The sequence below is a fragment of the Pseudomonas sp. S32 genome (assembly GCF_016648095.1).
GTDB lineage: Bacteria > Pseudomonadota > Gammaproteobacteria > Pseudomonadales > Pseudomonadaceae > Aquipseudomonas > Aquipseudomonas parafulva.
Genome location: NZ_JACVVF010000003.1, coordinates 60,795 through 80,449 on the forward strand (window position 1 = coordinate 60,795; position 19,655 = coordinate 80,449).

The 19,655-nt window shown below is 58.2% G+C and carries 19 protein-coding genes; 9 read left to right on the plus strand and 10 right to left on the minus strand.

Translation table 11 applies throughout. From position 1 onward, the window contains the following. Nucleotides 1-102: 102 nt before the first annotated feature. Genes IAE38_RS02305 through IAE38_RS02315 form a run of 3 tightly spaced genes read right to left on the minus strand, consistent with a single transcriptional unit; the run spans nucleotide 103 to nucleotide 1,986 of the window. On the minus strand, nucleotides 103-300 hold the full coding sequence (locus IAE38_RS02305; RefSeq protein ID WP_201215606.1) for a hypothetical protein: 198 nt from the start codon (nucleotides 298-300) through the stop codon (nucleotides 103-105). After that, complete coding sequence (locus IAE38_RS02310; RefSeq protein WP_201215608.1) at nucleotides 294-1,568, minus strand: Y-family DNA polymerase; 1,275 nt, start codon at nucleotides 1,566-1,568, stop codon at nucleotides 294-296. Before IAE38_RS02310 ends, IAE38_RS02305 begins: the two co-directional genes overlap by 7 nt. Further along, nucleotides 1,558-1,986 carry a LexA family protein gene (locus IAE38_RS02315; protein WP_182375179.1) on the minus strand — a complete coding sequence of 143 codons (429 nt, stop codon included), beginning with the start codon at nucleotides 1,984-1,986 and terminating at the stop codon, nucleotides 1,558-1,560. The genes IAE38_RS02310 and IAE38_RS02315 overlap by 11 nt, the downstream gene beginning before the upstream one ends. A 102-nt stretch (nucleotides 1,987-2,088) precedes the next feature. Here IAE38_RS02315 and IAE38_RS02320 point away from each other — a divergent pair, with 102 nt between their 5' ends. Then, complete coding sequence (locus tag IAE38_RS02320; RefSeq protein WP_201215781.1) at nucleotides 2,089-2,817, plus strand: SOS response-associated peptidase family protein; 729 nt, start codon at nucleotides 2,089-2,091, stop codon at nucleotides 2,815-2,817. Here IAE38_RS02320 and IAE38_RS23805 read toward each other — a convergent pair. Beyond that, nucleotides 2,771-2,986 carry a hypothetical protein gene (locus tag IAE38_RS23805; RefSeq protein ID WP_236403377.1) on the minus strand — a complete coding sequence of 72 codons (216 nt, stop codon included), beginning with the start codon at nucleotides 2,984-2,986 and terminating at the stop codon, nucleotides 2,771-2,773. The two genes, IAE38_RS02320 and IAE38_RS23805, sit on opposite strands and share 47 nt — an antisense overlap. Nucleotides 2,987-3,464: 478 nt before the next feature. On the opposite strand from IAE38_RS23805, the gene IAE38_RS02325 reads away from it, so the two are divergent. The 4 genes from IAE38_RS02325 to IAE38_RS02340 are packed head-to-tail and all read left to right on the plus strand — an operon-like array spanning nucleotide 3,465 to nucleotide 7,647. Next, complete coding sequence (locus tag IAE38_RS02325) at nucleotides 3,465-4,442, plus strand: TIGR03756 family integrating conjugative element protein (protein ID WP_201215609.1); 978 nt, start codon at nucleotides 3,465-3,467, stop codon at nucleotides 4,440-4,442. Further along, entirely contained in the window at nucleotides 4,442-5,797 is a 1,356-nt protein-coding gene (locus tag IAE38_RS02330; protein ID WP_201215611.1) for an integrating conjugative element protein, read from the plus strand. The genes IAE38_RS02325 and IAE38_RS02330 overlap by 1 nt, the downstream gene beginning before the upstream one ends. After that, nucleotides 5,794-6,099: a hypothetical protein gene (locus IAE38_RS02335; RefSeq protein ID WP_201215613.1), complete on the plus strand. Its 306-nt coding sequence runs from the start codon at nucleotides 5,794-5,796 to the stop codon at nucleotides 6,097-6,099. Before IAE38_RS02330 ends, IAE38_RS02335 begins: the two co-directional genes overlap by 4 nt. A gap of 9 nt (nucleotides 6,100-6,108) precedes the next feature. Then, entirely contained in the window at nucleotides 6,109-7,647 is a 1,539-nt protein-coding gene (locus tag IAE38_RS02340; protein WP_201215615.1) for a conjugal transfer protein TraG N-terminal domain-containing protein, read from the plus strand. A 4-nt stretch (nucleotides 7,648-7,651) separates the two neighbouring features. Here the strand turns inward: IAE38_RS02340 and IAE38_RS02345 are convergent, their stop codons facing one another. Further along, nucleotides 7,652-8,014: a hypothetical protein gene (locus IAE38_RS02345; RefSeq protein ID WP_201215626.1), complete on the minus strand. Its 363-nt coding sequence runs from the start codon at nucleotides 8,012-8,014 to the stop codon at nucleotides 7,652-7,654. A gap of 465 nt (nucleotides 8,015-8,479) precedes the next feature. On the opposite strand from IAE38_RS02345, the gene IAE38_RS02350 reads away from it, so the two are divergent. The 3 genes from IAE38_RS02350 to IAE38_RS02360 all read left to right on the plus strand — a co-directional run bounded on the left by IAE38_RS02350 (nucleotide 8,480) and on the right by IAE38_RS02360 (nucleotide 10,490). Beyond that, nucleotides 8,480-8,845 carry a DUF3085 domain-containing protein gene (locus IAE38_RS02350; RefSeq protein WP_201215627.1) on the plus strand — a complete coding sequence of 122 codons (366 nt, stop codon included), beginning with the start codon at nucleotides 8,480-8,482 and terminating at the stop codon, nucleotides 8,843-8,845. Nucleotides 8,846-9,143: 298 nt separating this feature from the next. Further along, entirely contained in the window at nucleotides 9,144-9,467 is a 324-nt protein-coding gene (locus tag IAE38_RS02355) for a hypothetical protein (RefSeq protein ID WP_236403378.1), read from the plus strand. Nucleotides 9,468-9,551: 84 nt separating this feature from the next. Further along, a complete protein-coding gene (locus tag IAE38_RS02360; RefSeq protein WP_201215628.1) occupies nucleotides 9,552-10,490 on the plus strand; it encodes an ArdC family protein in 939 nt (312 codons plus the stop codon). A gap of 82 nt (nucleotides 10,491-10,572) precedes the next feature. On the opposite strand, the gene IAE38_RS02365 is transcribed toward IAE38_RS02360, so the two are convergent. Together IAE38_RS02365 and IAE38_RS24135 are read right to left on the minus strand one after the other, a co-directional pair. Beyond that, nucleotides 10,573-10,938, minus strand: a complete 366-nt coding sequence (locus IAE38_RS02365) for a histone-like nucleoid-structuring protein, MvaT/MvaU family (RefSeq protein WP_201215629.1) — start codon at nucleotides 10,936-10,938, stop codon at nucleotides 10,573-10,575. A 122-nt stretch (nucleotides 10,939-11,060) separates the two neighbouring features. Beyond that, complete coding sequence (locus tag IAE38_RS24135) at nucleotides 11,061-11,246, minus strand: DUF7740 domain-containing protein (protein ID WP_328822885.1); 186 nt, start codon at nucleotides 11,244-11,246, stop codon at nucleotides 11,061-11,063. Nucleotides 11,247-11,479: 233 nt separating this feature from the next. On the opposite strand from IAE38_RS24135, the gene mobH reads away from it, so the two are divergent. Then, nucleotides 11,480-13,207 carry a MobH family relaxase gene (gene mobH, locus IAE38_RS02370; protein ID WP_201215630.1) on the plus strand — a complete coding sequence of 576 codons (1,728 nt, stop codon included), beginning with the start codon at nucleotides 11,480-11,482 and terminating at the stop codon, nucleotides 13,205-13,207. Nucleotides 13,208-13,309: 102 nt separating this feature from the next. On the opposite strand, the gene IAE38_RS02375 is transcribed toward mobH, so the two are convergent. The 3 genes from IAE38_RS02375 to IAE38_RS02385 form a co-directional block, all read right to left on the minus strand. After that, a complete protein-coding gene (locus IAE38_RS02375) occupies nucleotides 13,310-15,532 on the minus strand; it encodes a DEAD/DEAH box helicase (RefSeq protein ID WP_201215631.1) in 2,223 nt (740 codons plus the stop codon). After that, nucleotides 15,529-17,172 (minus strand): HamA C-terminal domain-containing protein, encoded by a 1,644-nt coding sequence (locus IAE38_RS02380; protein WP_328822886.1) that lies wholly within the window; start codon nucleotides 17,170-17,172, stop codon nucleotides 15,529-15,531. The genes IAE38_RS02375 and IAE38_RS02380 overlap by 4 nt, the downstream gene beginning before the upstream one ends. Before the next feature lie 259 nt (nucleotides 17,173-17,431). Further along, nucleotides 17,432-19,654: a hypothetical protein gene (locus IAE38_RS02385; protein WP_201215632.1), complete on the minus strand. Its 2,223-nt coding sequence runs from the start codon at nucleotides 19,652-19,654 to the stop codon at nucleotides 17,432-17,434. Nucleotide 19,655 lies beyond the last annotated feature (1 nt).

Genomic DNA, 19,655 nt, shown 5'->3' on the forward strand with positions numbered 1-19,655 from the left:
GCGCCATGCATCTGTGCGGATTCCACACGCTGATATGGGCGCCCTCCTGTTTCGGTACTGACTGCCGCCTCCCTCTCCCCAGGCCGTCCCGAGCCAACCCTCCTAATCCTCGAGCAAAGCCCATTCCCTGCCTGCGTCCGCAAGCTCGAGCATCTCCGTCAAATCCTCATCGCTGATCTCCTGCCGGCGATGGTCGGCATACGCCATCTCGTTCAGCACCAACGCACGGCCGTACGGAGCAGCTTGAAGCTCCGTCTGATCATTCAGTTCAACCAGCCACGCCGCAGGAAGGTTCAGCATTTGACCCTCCACAACTGATCGATCCTGGTCGTAAAGGATTGGCTCATCATTTCCCTCCTCATCCCCCACTCTGGCGCCACCGGCACACTACCGGCACGCATCGTTCCCCTTCCCCAGCGCTCGTTGATGTTGTCCATCACCTGCATCAGCCGGTCACATGCAACTGATTGCTTCAGCGCAAACAAATCCTCTGAAAACTCGCCGGGCTGCCGCAGGTCCATCAGCAGGACCTCTGCTTTGCTGTACCGGAACCCCTGCCGAAAGACCCGCGCGACTGCGTCGGTGGCCAATCTGGTCATCAGTAGCGTGTCGCAGGTTGGGTATGGCAGCTCCACCAGAGCGCCCTGGGCGTGATGGGCCTCGTCCGGATTGAACATCCCCGTGCGGATGCTCACGCGCATGCGCTTGCACACCGAACCTTGGGAGCGGAGCTTCTCCGCCGCTCGCCCGACGTAGGTGGCCACGGCTTGCTTGATTGGCGCCAGCTCGGTTAGCCGCTTGCCAAACATCCGGCTGCAGCAAATTTCTTGTTTGGGTGGTTCAGCCTCATCGAGCTCAAGGCATGGCGTGCCGCCCAGTTCGCGGGCAGTCTTTTCCACCACCACGCTGAACTTCTGCCGAAGTGTCCACGCGTCGGCCTTGGCCAAGTCCATGGCCGTCCGGATGCCCATCGCTTCGAGGTGAGCTGTCATCCGCCGGCCAATGCCCCATACCTCTTTCACCTCGGTATTGCGCAGCACCCAATCGCGCTTGAACGGCTCAGTGATGTCCACCACTCCGCCGGTCTGCGCCTGGAGGCGTTTAGCCGTATGGTTAGCCAGCTTGGCGAGCGTCTTTGTGCTGGCGATACCTACACCGACCGGGATGCCCGTGCACTGGAAAATTCTCGATCGAACCTTTCGCCCGAACTCGGTCAGGTTTTCAGGAATGCCGGATAGGTCAGCAAAGCATTCATCGATGCTATAGACCTCAGTCGCCGGAACCATCGATTCGATCAGCGTCATAACCCGCTCGCTCATGTCGCCGTACAAAGCGTAGTTGCTGCTGAACGCCACGACGCCGTGTCGGCGGAGCTTGTCCTTCGCCTGAAAATAAGGCTCACCCATCTTCACGTAGGGCTTCGCGTCGTAAGACCTGGCGATCACACAGCCGTCGTTGTTGCTCAGTACGACAATCGGCGTCTTCGCCAGATCCGGCCGGAACACGCGCTCACAGCTTGCGTAAAAGCTATTGCAATCAATGAGCGCGAATACCGGGTCACTGCGCATGATCACGGACGCTGTACCGAACCACACCCCAAACGACCAGGTCGTCACCTTCCATGATGTAGCGTGGGGGATACGCTGTGTTCTCCGACTTGAGGATTACCACTCCGTCACGACGGTGAAGCCTTTTGCATACCGGTTCGCTGTTGACGGCCGCAATAACGATATCGCCATGCTCCGCTTCTCGCCCCCGGTCTACGATGACGATATCCCCAGAATAGATGCCGGCGCCCTGCATGCTATCGCCCTCCACTTTCACCAGATACACATGCGGCGCGCGGAGGTCGAATAGCTCATCGAGGGAAATATGGCCTTCCAAGTGATCCGCTGCAGGCGACGGGAAGCCGGCAGGGACGTGAAACGAATACAGGGGTAAGGGTTCAGTGCCGCCGGTGGGCACGCCCAAGAATGTGATGGTCATGATGGAAGGTCCAATGCAAACTGTATGCATATACAGTAAATATGGCATTGGGTGCCCGGTCAATCCTGGGCGATGAAAATTCTGACAAGCGAGAGGCGGGTTATGTGCGGACGGTACTCGATGTATGAGTCGATGGATCACTACCTGCGCCAGCTATCGCTGGACCTGGTGGTGATCAATGGATACGACCACGAGCCAATCAGTCGCTTCAACGTGGCGCCTTCGACGCGTGTCGAAATCATTCGCCAGATCGGTGAAGGCCTGAGTGTGGATCGCGTCAAATGGGGATGGTCGCCATTTTGGGCGAAGGGGAAACGTCCCGACCCGATCAATGCTCGAGCAGAAACGGTGATGACGGGGAGGTTTTTCAAGGGGTTGTGGCCAGGCGGTAGAGCCCTAGCCCCTGCAAATGGCTGGTTCGAGTGGATCCCGGACTCAGCCGACCCCAAGCGAAAGCAGCCGTACTACATCACGAGCGCCGACGGCGGCCCGCTTTTCTTTGGCGCACTTGCGCAGGTGCACCAGGGAATCGAACCGAACGACCACGATGGATTCGTGGTTATCACGGCAGCTGCAGATCAAGGCTTGGTCGACATCCACGACAGGAAGCCCTTGGTGCTTGCACCTGAGGTAGCTAGGGAATGGTTGGACCCAGGCACATCGCCCGAACGCGCTGCGGCGATCGTAGAGACGGGATGCCGCCCGGCAGAGGATTTTCGATGGTATCCGGTCGGCAAGGCAGTCGGAAACGTGCGCAATCAAGGGCCAGAGCTGATTGAGCCGGTTAGTGAGCAGGGCCACCACGGCCGCCAAGGCGACCTAGCGCTCTGAGCTGGTATTCATTCACAGCCTGATACTGCGACTCGGCAATCTGGCGGAGCCGCTCGACCTCAAGGGGCGGCGCACCAGCGGCCTGGGCCTCGTGATAGTTCTTCAGCGCTTCCGCCGCATCGGTAAACATTGGATGGTCTGGATACAGAATCGGTGGTCTATTCCCCATCTCAAAGCATCCTCAGTTTTGGCTGTTCAATGAAAGGTATGGACGGCTTGGCCGGACTTGATCAGCTGAAAGTCCACAGCTGCATGCTAGAGGGTATCAGCCAATAATCGCTGCCGGACAACTTCCGCCTCAGATGCCGGGCCTACCTCAGCGGCGCGGAACTCCCGCCAAACGTCAACTGCCTGCTGGGTGAGCGCTCCACCGGCGTCTAGCATCCCCAAAGAGTGCGCTCGCCCATACCCTGCTCCTATTTCTAACGCCAAACGACCACCTCGGCCCCATCGCGCACAACATTCGATAGCGCGACACATGAGTACATTTGTACTCCTGCCATGCTGCCTTATCAGCTCCCTTTAGCCGGCTACCTCCTAAAACGATCGTCCTGGCCGCGGTTTGTCCGCCCACCAACTGCCTCGAATACGGGATGCTGAAACTTGGCGCATGGATGCACACCGCTGCCACCTGCCGAGCGTTGCCCATGAACGTCACCGTCTTCACTCGAAGCAAAGCGCCGAAATCCAGAAAGGCTCGCCGTGGCCGTGCCTTCACCGCCACTGTTTTGCTGGTGGCCGCCGAGCAGTGCCTAGCATTGACCACTCCTACCGTCATCGCCTCCGTCACTTCGCTGCAGTGCCTGGAGTACCGGGTCGTCGGCATCTGCTATTGGCTGCTGTGCACACCGTTCGGCTGCACGGTGCGAACCTCACCGAAGATCCGTCACTTCATTCCCGAGCTGGTGGTATCGAGCTATGCCGACACCGGCGCCAATCCCTGGAGCGAGATGTCGGCGCTGTCGGCGCCGACGCCGGCGTCGCAAGGAGGTGGCAACCTGATCACGCCTTCGCCGCAGCGCGATAACCTGCCCAGGTTCAAGAATGTCGACGGCATTGGCCATCCCGGCGGGGCAGCCCTCACAGCTTTCGCGCATACATTCGGTTATGCGTGCTCAAGCGGAGCCGTACCGTTTGCGCCCTACTACCTCAGCACGCTCGACCCGTTGGCGTGGCGCCAAGCGATCCCCGAGTCCGTCTACCCACAGGCACTGGTCCCGGGAATGCGCGAGATCGGCAACCAGGCACTCGGAGACATGTGGGGCAGCGTGTATCCGCGACACGGCTTTCTGGTGCAGCCTGATGATTTCAAGGCGGCTGCCGTGATGGCCCAGCGCGCCAGCGACTTCATTACCCGCGTCGGCCAGCCGCACGTTTATCTACCTCTGCAGCCTATGCCGGCTCCCGGCTACTGGCCGCCGCTGCCGGTGATGGAAAACAACGCCAACAACCACCGCTGGCAGTTGCTTGTCCCGGTAATCCAGAACACCTGCGCCATCTTCCCCAGCCCAACGATCCAGAGCGCCGACGGCGCCTATGCCTGGTCGCTGTGGCGGCCCTACCGCTGCTGCCAGCGTATGGGTCAGACGTTTCTGTTCAGCATCGACTTTGATGGAGGCCAGTGATGAAAAACCTCGCGCTCGGTTTGGTGTGCTTACTCATATGTGACGCAGGCCATGCCGCTGACAATGGGTACCACCTCGGTGACGAGGCGCCGGTCCTGGACGACCGTGTGATGTACACCATAGGCGGCGGTTCGGCGGCGGGAGCACCCTCCTCACTCTACCGACCCAATGGCCTCGGCGTGGGCATGTCTTGGCGCGCCAACATGATGTGCGGAAACATGAATCTCTCGAACACCCTGCAGAACCAGCTCAATGGCGCCACCCAGGGCTTCCAGCAGATCATGGGCAACGTCATTCAGAACGCCACACAGGCGGTCATGTCGCTGCCAGCGATGATCATCCAGCGCGCCAACCCCGGGCTGTATGAGCTGCTGAGCAATGGCGTACTGCAGGGGCGCATCGACTTCGATCGTTCCAAACTCACCTGCCAGGCAATGGCCGCGAAAATGGCCGACAAGGTCGACCAGGCCGGATGGGGTGCGCTGGCCCAGAACCAGGAGATGCAGCACAACCTCGAGCAGTCCGGCGGCGATGCCGTAATGGCGGTGAAGGATACCGAGTCGAACAACGGCAATAACGGCGTCAGCTGGGTAGGCGGTCAGAAAGCGGGGGGTAATGGACAGCAACCCATCCGGGTGACTTCGGATGTGGTTAAGGCCGGCTACAACCTGCTGCACAACCGATCCGTCGAGGACACCTCCGCCCTCGGTTCGGCTTGCCAGAATGGCGCCATCTGCCAGGCCTGGTCGAGCCCCGAGGAGGCCTCTGAATGGGCGACACGGGTGCTCGGTGAAACCGAGGTGGAAACCTGCGATGACTGCGAGACGCTGCGCGTAACCGCCGGTACGGGCCTGTCGCCGCTGATACAGGAAACCTACACGGAACACTTGGAAGGCCTGCAGCGCATGGTCTCGGGCGCCAATCAGCCCACCCCAGAGAACCTCGGCAAAGTTTCCAGCCCCTTGCTGCAGGTCTCCCGCGGCGTCATCGAGGGGCTGCGCGATGACCCCGACCAGAACTTGCTGGCCCGGCGCCTGGCCAGTGAAACCGCGCTGTCCAGCGTGATCTACAAGGCGATGCTGTTGCAGCGCACGCTGTTCGCCGGCAGCCACGAACCGAACGTGGCATCGGCGCAGCCCGCCACTACCGCCCTCAACAGCAACGTGGAAACCCTGGAACGCGAGATCCGCCTGCTGCAAACCGAGCTGCAGGTACGCCAGTCGCTGGCCACCAATACCGCCAGCCTGGTCCTCGATCGCCACGCCGGTGGCGCCGACGCCTCACGCAGCATCGATCAGCGCGACCCGATACAGGACCGACTGCGCCGCGCTGAACAAGAGAGGAGCACGCCATGATGCCGATTTCTGTGAGGTCCATGATCGCCCGCGTGCTGCTGATCCTCGGCACCATGCTGATCATGTTGCTGATTGGCTGGATGGCACTTCAACTGCCCGCCGCCCAACTGGATTGGCTCGCACCCACGCGGGCGACTACCGCCTACTTCGCGTGGTGGCGCATCCTGCTGTACACCCTGATCTTCACCGGTTGGGCCGCAGCGTTGCGCATGCGGCCTTCGCCTGTGGACCAGCAACGGCTAAAGCGTCTCGGGTTGATCGGTTTCAGCTCGATCATCCTGGTCGAACTGTCTCGCGTGTGAGGGGCAGTCATGAACATGAGCACCAACAGTTACCTTGAGTACTATCTGTCGCTGCTGGCCTGGATCATCAACAACGGCATCTGGAATACGCTAGTGGACACCGGGCTGTTCGCCGCTCCCTTCGGTGCGGTCATCCTGCAGGAATGGCTGTCGGCCCGCCAACAGGGTGCTGACGAAGGCAACAAGGGCCTGCTGTCGATCCCTCGCGTCGAGAACCGGCTGTGGATGAGCTACGTGGTCATTCTGTTCGGCTGCATGCCGTTCTTCCCGCTGAACCTGTCCTCCCTGACTTTCGACGATGCCGCGAGCCAGCGCTGTGGGGTCTCAATGGCCAAGCCCGCCGACACGGCCTGGGCCACGACTTTCAACACCATCGGCGAGAAGTCATCGAACGTGCCGGTGTGGTGGTTCCTCGTGCATGCCATGAGCAAGGGCATCACCGCCGCGGCGACCGCATCGATTCCGTGCGCGCCCGACATCCGTGCGATGCGCATGGAGATCGACAGTTCGCGGATCAACGACCAGGTGCTGCTACAGGAAGTTGCCGACTTCACCCGGGATTGCTACGGTTTTTCGCGCTCGAGGCTGTTCACCAATCGCCCCGAGCTGGACGAGTCGCAGAGCTACGACGCGTCCTGGATTGGCTCGACGTACCTGCTCAACACACCGGGCTACTACGATACCGACCGCTCGCGAATGCCCCGAGTCGATTGGCCGTACGACGAGACGCGGGATACCTCCCTGCCCCGGCTCGACAACGGCGCCGGCTACCCCACCTGCAAGCAGTGGTGGGACGACGGCACGATCGGACTGCGCGATCGCTTGGTAGCCGAGGTCGATCCATCACTGCTATCGCAACTGCGCGGCTGGCTGACGGGGCACACCTCTGCGGAGGTCGAAGACGCCACCTTGCGCGAGCTGGTGAGCCCACGGCAGCAGTCATTGAGCATGACACCTGGGCAGGTGTTCCAGGACTACGGCAGCAGTGCACGCGGCGGTTCGTTGACGCAAGGGCTCAACAACCTGGCCACCAACACCGGCCTTGCGCTGGGCTCGTTCAGCAACTTCCCGGCAATGAATGCGTTACGCGCGGCATTGCCGATGGTCCAGGCTTTTATGATCATGGGTACGATCATCAGTTTGCCGCTGGTACTGCTGATCAGCACCTACCAGCTCAAGGCGCTCATGACGATCACATTCGCGCTGTTCACGCTGCACATGCTGACGTTCTGGTGGGAGCTCGCGCGCTGGATCGACTCGAGCATGCTGGAAACTCTGTACAACCAGGTATCGATCACAGACCAGGCGCTGTTGTCGTTGCCGACAGCAGGCTTCATGGACGGAACGGTCACCGCGCAGGTGATCGAGTACGTCATGGGCGCAATGTTTGTTTTGCTGCCGATGATCTTTATCGGTGCAATGAGTTGGGCGGGATATAACGTGGGAAGTGCTATCCAGACCCTTCTTACTCGTGGAACAGAGGCGGCTCAGACACAAGCAGGAAGAGGCTCAACACAGCTAATGGCAGGTGTCCAGAAACTCAAATGAGACTCTACTTGAGCGACCCGTACTCGTCATACAGTTCTGGATACTTGTGTTGATGTTGTGGGTGACTGACCTGATGCACACCAGGTTCCTCATCACCGGATGCCGTAATGGGCAGTGCCGCCATGGCCCAGAGAGCAACCATTCCGATCGCCAGGAAAAGTGCGACTGACGCAACCGCAAGGACGAGGAGCAGCTTGATAAGCTGCAAGCCAAATCGCCGATGCTTGCAAGGTACTGAAACCAATATGCTGGAGTGCAGCACTTTCGTTTCGAGCCGCCGCATCGTTCGACCAGCACTAACCGCAGTGCGGATAAGAAACCTGCCGAGACCGGTCCGGCCGGAACTGGCAGAAGCTAGAGTCGACATTTGATTGCCTCCCTTACCCGTCACCGGGCTTGCGGCTAAACCACTACCGTTAACTTGGATCCAAGCTTTAGCTTACTCCTCTGTCGCTGAATTCCATGACCGTTGATCACTTGAACAACCCGGATTATCGCCGGTGGCGCTCATTGGATCGCGAACATTGCCTCCACCGAAAAGCGCCATTGACGCTACATCGGTTCGCTTGGTAAACCAATTTTGCAATCGCTGGTTATCCAGCACCCCAGGTGGCCATAACCTTTGAGGCTACGTCACGCATGTGATGGTTACCCCGAAATGCGATTCGCGTTCGGCAGCTCGCATGGTCACCGTTCCCTGGTGATGAACGCTTTCTAATCCCCCAGGCTCACTGAGCCTGCGTCTTCGATGCACCCTACTCACATCCATTCCAGTGCTGGGAACTCTCCCACACAGGGTGGCGTTCCTCCGCACCCTCTGGAGGATCTCATCATGCTGCGTTTCACAGGCACTGAACTTCACGCCGTCTTGGCCAAGGCCGGTATCAATGGTTGCAGAGTGATATTGGTGAAGGACCACGGTGTTTACCTCATGTCCGAGATCGGCGAAAGCAAACCGGATGGTGGTGGCCGCAAACGCGTGGCCTATGCCACTGGCTGCAACCCCAACGTCGACGATTTCGACACCTGGTGGAATCGCGCCTGCGATGAATTCGGCGGCGATGATTTTGCCGAGTACTTCGACATCGATGATCCTGTCCTCGCCAGCCTTCGCGGCACCGCAGGATCGCTGGTGGTGGAAGCCACTTCCACGCACCTGTACCTGGCGGCCGAAGTTGATCTCGCAGGCAAATCTTGAACGCATAAGCCAGGACCTCGCGTATCCAGAGCGGCACCTTAACCGGGCTGCTCTGGACGCCTTTCGCATCATTCCTGAGTCGATTGAAGATCGCCGTTTGTCAGGAATTTAAGGCCGGAAGTCTTCGCTGGAACTCCCTGGATAGAGCCCTCTATTGAGGGTATGGCCGGAGATTGACCTCACGTCCAAGCGCGGTTTAATACATGGACGCACCCTGCTCAATGCCTTGCTCGGTTTGAGCAGATCCATGCACAAACCTCACATGAGGTGTCGCGAGATCAGCTACGCGGAGGTCCCAATGTCCAGGATGAAGCGCTTTTCGGATGCGGTGGTGCTGAGCCCAGGCGTTTGGCAGCAGTTCATTGAACCTGCCACAGGCGAGGAACCGATTGGACAGTCAGGCCTGCGCTTGGCAGACCTGCTCAACAGCGTGCTGACTTCGGCACCGCGTGCTTCACACTGTCCCATCGAGCTGCAACTCGACCGCTTACGGCAAAACGGCACTTCAGTATCTGCTCACCTGCCGCAGCTTCAGCTGGCTCGCATCACGCCACGCAGAGGCCCGCCTTTTCTGCTCATCCGGCTACCCGGCGAGATCGTAGTAGATATCGCCGCCCTCTAACCCTGCAGCACGCTACTGCCTCACTTACCCCACCGGGAACCCTTCCCGGCCGGGCAGCGTTCCCCTACATGCCCGGAGAACGCCATGTCCGATATCTACCTGGATGTCACCAACAAGATCGTCAGCGCCTTGAGCCAAGGCGTGATCCCCTGGATCAAACCCTGGACCACCACCGGTTCAAGTTCTGACTCCCCTTTTCCCATCAACGCCATCACCCGGCGGCCCTATGCCGGCATCAACATTCCACTGCTGTGGGCCGAGGCGCGCCTGCGAGGTTTCACCCAGGATCGCTGGCTGACCTTCAACCAGGCACGCAAAGCTGGCGGCCATGTGCGCAAGGGCGAGCAATCCACCCTCGCGGTGTTGTACAAACCGATGAGCAAGGAGGCGCACGACGAGGACGGCCAGGTCGTTTGCGATGACCAGGGCAATATCAAGATGGTGCAGTTTGCCCTCTTGCGCACGCACTGCCTGTTCAACATCGAGCAGACCGAAGGCTTGCCTGACGAGGAGCCAGGCCCCACTGAGGACAACGAGCCGCTCGCATTTACCGACCATGCCCCGGCCGAGAAACTGCTGCTAGCCAGCGGCGCGCAGATCGAGCATTGCTACGGCGATAGCGCGTTCTATCAGCCGCTGCGCGATCGCATCCAACTGCCCACCAAAGCCCAGTTCGAGGACGTCGGCAGCTACTATGCGACTGCCCTACACGAGCTGACTCACTGGTCGGGTCATCGATCGCGCCTGAATCGCGACGGCATCACCGGCGGGCACGCTTTCGGTTCCGCAGCCTACGCTTTCGAGGAGTTGGTCGCGGAAATGGGTGCAGCGTTTCTCTGCGCACTGACCGCCACCCAGGGAGAATTGCGCCACGAGGAGTACCTGGCCTCCTGGCTGAAGATCCTCAAGGAAGACAAGCGTGCGATTTTCCGCGCCAGTGGCCAAGCCCGTGAGGCCTCGGAGTTCCTGCTGGCACTGCAGGCCGACCGCACCACAGAAGCGCCGGAGCGACTCACGGCGTGATTTCCTTCAACCAGCAAAAAGGCCCCGATTTGGGGCCTTTGTTTTTCGGCAGGGCCGGTATCGACCGCTAATGCGGAGTCGATTACTCCAGCCAGCTCTCGACGGTATCCGAGCCGTGCTCCTGCTTCCACTGCTTGAGGATCTTGTGATTGCCACCCTTGGTTTCCACGACCTCGCCGCTGTGCGGGTTCTTGTAGCGTTTGACGTCGCGCGGCTTGCGCTTAGCGCCGCTCGACACGCTTGCGGCACTCACGCTCACGCCCTTGGCCGGGTCCAGAATGGTGATCACCTGGCGCAGGCTCATGCCGTACTCTTCCAGCAAGGCCTTCAACTTCTGTTCAAACTCGATTTCCTGCTTCAGGCCGGAATCGTTTTTCATCGCATCCAGCTGTTGAAGTTGTGCGGCCAGCTGCGCTTCCAGTGCTTTGAATTCGGCAAGTTTGGACATGAGAAATCTTTCCTAGGTATGAGACACGTGAGGATAGTAACTGAGACAAACTCAATATCCGAGTATTAATTCCCAATCTAAGAGTCATTTCATGCTAATTAATTGCAAAACTCTGTGACAGATCAGTCAGCCAAGTTTTGACAGAGATGCGCCACCACTTCGCGAGGCGCCGCGCTGTTGCCAATTTTGAACAAGATGTCTCGCTGGCTGCGCGGCATCTTTTTCGCACAGCGCTTGGCTGCAGACCGAATGGCAGCATCTGTGCCATGAATTCGGTCCGCCAGCAACACGATCAATAGAGCATCCACTCAGCGTCATCATCGCCCCAGGTCATAAACATGATGCCGGGCAGTCTACCCCCACTCGAAAGGGTCGGCTATGCCGATCGGCCGGCTAACCCGACGCGCCAGACTTCGAATTATCGCACTCGCGAAAAAGGCCGAGGCGGTAAAGGGTAATGGTGTCAATGGAAGGGGGCGCAAGGGTAAGAGGCTTATCCGAAAAGGCAAAAGGACCTCATTAACGTTAGTCAGGTACTGCGATGAAACGCTGGTGGCTCAAACCTCAAAAAGGCGTGCCCGAACAGATCATCCCCGCCGCCGAGGGTTTTCTTCAACCGCTGTCGGCAGAATCACTGCTTGCTGCCGGCCACCGGAAAAGGCTACTCGAGCGCATCTGGCAATACACGGCCCTCTCCCAACAACAGTTCGACGAGCTCTACCTCGAACCGATTTGCCGTTACGCCAGCTATGTGCAGCAAATCCCGGCCAGCGAAAGTCATCACCATGCTTATCCAGGTGGCATGCTCGACCACGGCTTGGAACTGGTGGCGTGCAGCCTGAAGTTGCGCCAGTCCCACCTACTCCCCAGAGGTGCCGCACCGGAAGACCAGGCCGCGCAGGCGGACGCCTGGAGCGCCGCCATTGCCTACGGTGCCCTGCTCCATGACGTTGGTAAAATCGCCGTTGATCTCCAGGTGGAGTATCAGAATGGTGAAAGCTGGCACCCCTGGCACGGCCCCCTGAACCAGCCTTACCGCTTCCGCTACCACCCCGACCGGAATTACCAGCTACACGGCGCCGCCGCCGGACTGCTGTATACCCAGATCTTGACGCCCGCGCTGCTCGACTGGCTCAGCAGCTACCCTGCCTTGTGGGGGCAATTGCTGTCCTTGCTGGCTGACCACTACGAGCTCGCCGGCACCCTCGGGGAGTTGGTACTGCAAGCCGACCGGGTGTCTACGGCACAGAACATCGGGGCCAATCCTGCTAAAGCCTTGCAGGCACCGAAACACTCGCTGCAGCATCACCTGTTGACGGGGCTGCGCCACCTGATCAAGAACGAATTCAAGCTCAACCAGCCCGGCGCGGCCGGCTGGCTCACCGAGGAGCACCTGTGGTTGGTCAGCAAAACTGCGACAGACAAACTGCGTGCCTACCTGCTGGCTCAATCCGTGGATGGTATCCCCTCCTCCAATATCGCCTTATTCGATGAGCTGCAATCACATGGATTGGTGGATGCGACAGGTGAAGGGAAAGCGGTGTGGAGCGCCGCCGTCACAGACGGGGACTGGCAGCATCATTTTACGTTTCTTCGCCTGCGGCCGGGCCTGATTTGGGCCGATGAGCCCAGGCCAGACTGCTTCAGTGGCAACATTGAGCCTTTAGTGGATCATCCTCTGCCGTCCCCTGAAACCAGCGAATCTGCCCCAGATCCGGCGAAAACAGCGTGTGAACAACGACAACTCGACACCATTCCGTCATATCAGGGGTTCGACTACCTGGACGAATTGATGGACATCCTGGAAGAGTCGATAGTCGAGAATGAACCGACAATGGGAGGACTGGAATCAGCAATTGCTCCCTCCAGCGCTACCGTGGGAGAGAATTTCATTGAGTGGTTGTACAAAGGAATCCACAGTCACCGATTATTGATCAACGACAGCAAGGCCAAGATTCACACCGTGAAAGGCACCTTATTCCTGGTCACTCCGGGCATTTTCCAGCGCTACGTTACGGAGCAAACAGGAAACGCAAGAGCGGGTAACAGCGCCGATATGTGGCGGCGTGTTCAACGTGAATTTGAGAAGTTAGACATACATCAGAAAACACCCAACGGCCTGAACATATGGGCCTGTAAAGTACAAGGCCCACGCAAAACCAGCTCGCTCAACGGTTACCTGCTACGTGAAGTTAACAGCGCGGTCGACATCCCTACAGCTGATAATCCATTCCTATCGCTGGACCGATCAATCGTTAACAAGATATGAAACCGACCGATATTAGGATTACACCTGCATAATTTAAGATTCCCTGGATGCAGCTTTACACACTCAATGGTACCCAGCCTAGAAATCACACTGACTGTTCTCTCAAGCATTACTCAGCGCACGCCTGACGAAGCTCTGGTCGACGTACCCCATAAACTCCCAAGCCTGCTCGTTCTGCCGGAGATAGTCAGCCAGCTCATCCACGCCGGCACCTTCTGGGAACTGCAGCAACTCAGATATGCGGTGCAGGGTTTGGATGGGGATCCCAATCTCTTCTAGGGCATTCACACCTGGCGGCAGATGGAGGTTCTCAAAGCCCATCCTGACGTAGCTGTAGTCAATCGTGCTGCGGATGCCCTTCTTGGTCGCGTGCAAGCGAACCACGTCTTCCAGCAGTCCCAACACCTTGGGAATGGTGTAGCCGAAGGTGTTGCTCACTAGCTTCAAGTCGTTGTTGAGCCCGCTAGAAAGGGTCAGCTTCTCATCAGCTTTATTCCGTTTTTGCCCCATCCTGATCCGCTTTTCATCATCCTTGATCCGCTGTTTGGTGTATTCGATTTGGCCTTTCAGGTAGTCCGAGTAACTCTCTGCTTTCTGATAGTTCGTCAACTTGGCCAGGATGTTGTCGGGGGTTTTGGTCTGCAGCCCATTCGTGGAAAACGTCCGAGGCACGAGCTTGCTGCAAATCGTTGCCAAGGTGGTCAAAAAGCCTGGCGCTGGCGACCAATGAAACACGAGGGACTCGAAGTCGTCCTCGCTGAGCATCTCTACCATGCTGTAGAGCTGCTCAAACTGTTCCATCCTGAAGTAAGAGTGCTTCTTGACCAGGTCGATGGAAAAACGATCCTGCGCGAATGCAGCTTCAAACCTGTCATGGGAGTATTCGAACAAATGATCAGGCTGTGCGCTGGCAAGCAGATTGAGGGGCGTGTCCGCGTCCTGAATCCCCAGAGGCACATCGACCTCCTGATTCAGGTTGTCTTCCGGAACATCTTCCAGGCAGAAGACCTTGCCAACGAAATGGATTCCCATCCGGCCCGCACGGCCCTTGATGTTGCCATGGGTGAATTTGTCGATCCCCCGGGTGCCGTTACGGTTGTCGTAAATGACAACGTTCTTCGCAACCGTGTTAACCCCCTCAATGATGGTGGCGGTGCACAGTAAGAACCGAAGGTCACCGGCATTGAAGCGGTCGGCGGTGTACTGCTGCAGCGCCCTGGGGAGACCGCCAAAATGCAGACCAATGCCGTTCCTGAGGGCATAGGTGTAGTCCCACTCCGGGTCAAACTCCTCAGCAACCCAGTCAATATGCTCACTCTGGAACGGCTGGCCATAGCCGAGCCGGACAAGTTCGCGGGCTACCTTGCCAGCAACGCTGGATGACTTACAGTAGATGATCGTGGCGCCTTCGCACTGGGGCGCAATAGTTGCCAACATTGCCAGTTTGCCTTCGTCATCATTGGCATCCACACCGAACGTCTGCACATCAACCGCCACGGTGTTGAAATCGGCGGAGATGAACGTGTGGTCGTACCCCAGCTCCGTCAGACCCCGAATGCTGTTGATGAAGGGCCCTGTGAGGTAGAACTGCTTGGACACCTTCAGCAACTTGCTAAGCGCGATGTTCAGCTCAATGACCCGCTCGTCTTTGAAGTCGGTGGTGCCGTTTTTAAGCTGCTGGAAGGCCAGCTTGTAGAATTCGTCGATAACGAAAAGGTCGATGGCCTTGATGTCATCCCGCTCGTTGACCCGCTCCTGGGTCAGTACGTACACGACCCTCTCGCTGCGGCACTCTTGGGAGCTGTGGTGGATAATCTGATAGACCTCACCAAAGCGCTCCTGAAGACGTCTGCGCGTCTCGTCAGCCAGAGCGACCGTGGGTACCACCAGGACGACCCGATTGAAGCGACCGAGCCCAAGGAGCGAGTCGACGATGGCACTCTTGCCCATGCTGGTGGGGGCACTGAGCACTACGTTGCGGCCAGCCTTGAGCAGGTCGAAGATCCGAAATTGCATCGAATGGAAGACGAAATCTTCCGAGAACGGCGTTCGGTACACGTCCAGAGCAATCCGGTCACCTTGGGACAGCTCAGAAAACTCTTTCTTGAGGTAAGGGAACAATCCAGCCTTCCTGACCATGTTGCGCAGAATGACAGTGTGGTCGGTAAATTTCTCTCGGGCATCGAGGGCCCGTATTGTCAGGTCTCTACCCAGGGAGGTGGAGACTGGGTTGGACAAGAGGGAGTTGACCGCTGACAGGTAGCGGAACGCTGAGAACCGATCACTGCCCAAGCTCAGTTTTGCTGCATCGTAAACTTCCGTCACACGGCCTCCCTGACCTTCTTGTCGACCAACTGGGTCAACGTCTCCAAACTCGGAGCTGGGTAGATGAACACGTCGATTGTGAGCTCTGCGAACGTTGGGTCGTGTTCCAAGTCATCGACAAAAGCTTCGAAGAGAGCTGCCGTTTCTTGCTCCAGATGATCCTCATGCCCCGGTGTTTCGGGATCAGTGAGCAGCGTCGAGTCGTACCCAATGAACAGTACAAACCGGAACCGATCCAAGTGGGCGTCGAACGGGTGGCTCTCGTCCAGGATGGCATCAATGTCGTGGGACAGTAGGTAGTCGTCATCCTTGATGTCGAGGATTTTGCCCCGAGCCTCGCCGAAACACTTGCCGATCTCCTCGTAGAGCTGTTCACGGATCTCAGGCAGCCGCGTGGTGATGTTGGCTGCCGTCACAAGCTCACTGAAACCGACCCAGAGTTGATCGCCTTCTGGGTCTCGGCGAACGATATGGACGTTTTCAAGGATCTTTTCTTCATCCTTGCCTTGGAGATAAAGCAAGCATGGGATGGGCTGGCTGGCATGCATCTGTCGGATCGTGGCATGAAGAAGCACCCGCCCAAGGAAGGAGCGGACGTCTGCAATGGAGGCGAACACCGTTTTCTTAAGGCGCTGCCCCTGCTCGACAATCGACAGCTTGTGGATGTCTGCCAGCTCGTTGGGACGGAGGAAAACCTCATCCAGCCATTTGCATACGTTGTCGACGATGTGCTTGTAGCGGTAACGCTTCAGGCTGTACTGCTGGTGCAGGACGCGACCATTGCGCTTGGCGCATGGAGTGGCTAGTGGGTTGCGGAATGGAACCAGGATATGAGGAAGAGGCCGTTTAACGTAGACCTTGCGACCCGCGCGCTTCTGATCTTCCTCCACATGGCCCAGGAACCAGGCGTTCAAATCGGAGCGAAGGTAGGATTTATTGTCAACTGAGTGGACTCTTCGAGACATAGCACCCTTACGAGTGACTGTATCCAGTATGCCACGCCAAATGTCCTCCGCTGCTGCTTCAGTGCTCAAGATGACGCCATGAAGGTCATACGAAGCCAGCCGGATGTTCCGGATGCCCAGCAGCTCAATCTCGCGCATGGTTCGGAAGACTTCCCAGCACGCAGCGTCAACCCACGTCACCACGTCCACCCCGCTGGCAGCGACATAATTTGAGGTTCTGGTGTTCAGGTAGTCGACCAGCTCATCGCGCCCGGGTTTTCCGTCACGCTCATCACGGTTGATGAGTAGGTAGTCGAGGGTGACGTTGACAGGATGCTCCGTGACGATCCTGAATTTCCTCGGCACTGCGAGCTTGGGTTCACAGTCCATGGACTTATGTAGGATCGAGCTGCGGGCGATCTTTTTCTTGCCGACACCTGTGCCGAGGACGACGAGATCGTTTCTTGCCCAGTGGGCCTTCGCAGTAGTTTTAACCTGCACGAACTCAACGAATTCATCGCAAACGATATCGATGTCATCGGTGACTTCGCACCGAACGCGTTGTATGGTCTTGTCCCGCAACATCTGGGTGACGTAGTAGGCAGCAACACAATCCTGGAAGATGAAGCCGTGCTTGGCAGCGACTCCGCCGGCATCATTAGGTTCCATCTCGACGTCCATGGCAGCTTTGGCCATGGAATTTATGGTAATCCCGCTCCTCCGTCCAGATCATTGGTGGCATTTTGATACATGCTGTCGTGAGCCAGCAGTCTAGTGACGCGCCTGCTCAACGTCGCAGAGCTTCCCGGCGCACCAATCTAGCAGCCTTCTAACTCGACTACTCGAAAGCCCAGCAGCCAGCAGCCCAGCCACTATCAGTGGCTAGGCTGTGACTGGCAAATCTAGGTCTGCTGGTGGCGGACGGCCAGGAGCCAACGATTTACGCGTTTATTGATCACAAGGGAGAATCGCACTCTGGATCCAGCAGATAAGGGATCTCTGGCACGTACGGCGACAGGGTCTCGATCAGGCTAGCACGCAGGCGGCTATCGACGTCCTTGTGCAGGCGGATCTTCGCGATCGCCAATGCCATCACGAACTCCATGGCGGCCTCACCGCGTTCTTGGCCATACCCTGCGGCTACGCGCTGGATAATGTCCGCCATCGAAAGGCTGTGCGTCTCGTGCGCCCGGTAGTCCAGCTCCGCAGGCACGGCAGCGCGCAAGAATGCAGCCTGGATTACGCCATCGTCAAAGCGCGAGAACACATCCGGCGAGAGCAATACTTGCTGCAGCTCCCCGGACTCCAGTCGCTTGGCGGTCTGCACCTTATCGCTGTACCGGGCGTTCTGCAGAATCCATAGGATGGTGAGGTAGATGTCCGTCGACGTCGATCCTCGTACATCTTTCTTGCCGTCGACAAACGCAAAGCCACGGCTCAGGGTCATCGGATCACCAGTGTGGCTGCTTGGCCAAAATGGGTGCAGACCAAGCCCACACTTGGCGGCGTTATCAAATACGTCCATGCGCTGGGTGATGGCCGGCGAAAAGGTGTCCGCGAACGAGTACAGAGAACCTAGCAGTCGCTGCTCCTCGACCCAATGGCTAGTGCAGGCAAGCTCGGCAGCCGGGATTTCCATGAAGGTCTTGAAAACGTACCGGCTATGATCCTTGGCCGGCTGCGTCAGGTTGCTCTGCAAATCTTTCATCAGCACATAGCTGCGACCGAAGAGTGCACCGGTGATGTACAGCCGGGTGCCCATTTGCTGTGCAGTACGCAGACGGCGACTTACACTCTGCAGACGCGACCCGCGCTCGGCAGCAGCGGCAATGACGATGACTGAACCTTCGAAAGCTACGTTGGGGTTGAATTTATCGAAAGACACCTTGTTCGCGACTGTGACCCCACAGGTCGCAAGATAAGCGATCGCCCGATCGGCCAGCGCTTCACTAGCCGAGTCGTCATCGTGGATGATGCAGCGGGTGGACGCGACAGCCTCCTCCAACAGTACCCTGTCGAACCATACGCCAAAGTCGCTGGCAGCCACCAGATTGTCTTTATCGACGCAAACCGTCCGAGGCCTCAGTCCTGGTCGGTCATGGGCGAAGCAGCTGAACAGGTTGGCGCCCATGAACGAGTAGAATTTGGACTGCAGCAGGGCTGGCGCATGATCAGTGCCGATGTTCAGCAGCTTGGTCTCGCTGTGCTCGGCGACGAACCGCTCACCATGAATCCGAATCAGACGAATCCCACCTGCTTCGCCCTCCCCTAGCATCTCGAAGTCTTCGGGCTGCTTCAGCGTATGCAAAACCGAGCAGGACTTCGATGAGCGCTCAAAAGACAGGATGGTCGCCACGCGCGAGGGCGAAGCGCTATTCACCTTGATCCATTGCTGCGCGAGGCCGCACTGGGTCGACGCGGAGATGATGCACAGAGCCGAGACCGCCTTGGGCAGAGGCCCGTCCTTAATGAGGCCTTCGTGTGAATGGAAAGACCGGATGTTGGTAAAGCCAGACTGCCCAAACCGCAGCAGGTACATCTGCATGGCCATTGCCAAGGGCAGCAAAGCTATCGTGTCCAGATATAGTGTATCGGGCACCCCCATCCCGTCTTCCGTAGCCTTCTTAATGAAGGGCAGGCAGACAAACGCCAGGTAGTGGGCGTGCAGGCTCTCGGACAGCAAGTCTTCCGCACGGATGAAGTAGTTCGAGGCCCGAGAAGACGGCTTTGAGTAGAAGAAGCCTGCCGGCGCCTTTTTCAGCACTTTCGAGCGCTCGACGAGATGTGTCAGGCCAGTCTTCGCAATGACATCGGAGTTCCCCTTGATGAGCGCCTCGAACTGCTGCTTGGGGCCTGAAATGTGGACATACTCGGCGATGACGCCATTCACGTCGTAAAACGCACACACGTAGGTGCGAGGCGACCCAGGGCCTTTGCGACTGAGCTCCGCCATCAAGGGCGATGTGGCGTCCGCCTGATGGGTGCGGAATTCGTCTAGGACGTACCCCGGCATCAGGAACACCACAAGGTCAGGCAGGACGTAGCCAGAGAGCTGATGCTGCAATGCGTGCGCTGTTTGTGTGTCGGTAAGCAAATCAGGGCCAGTGAAGAACACCACGACGTGAATCGGCTTGCCGGCATGGCGCAACTCGACTTCGAAATCCATGAGATCGAACATG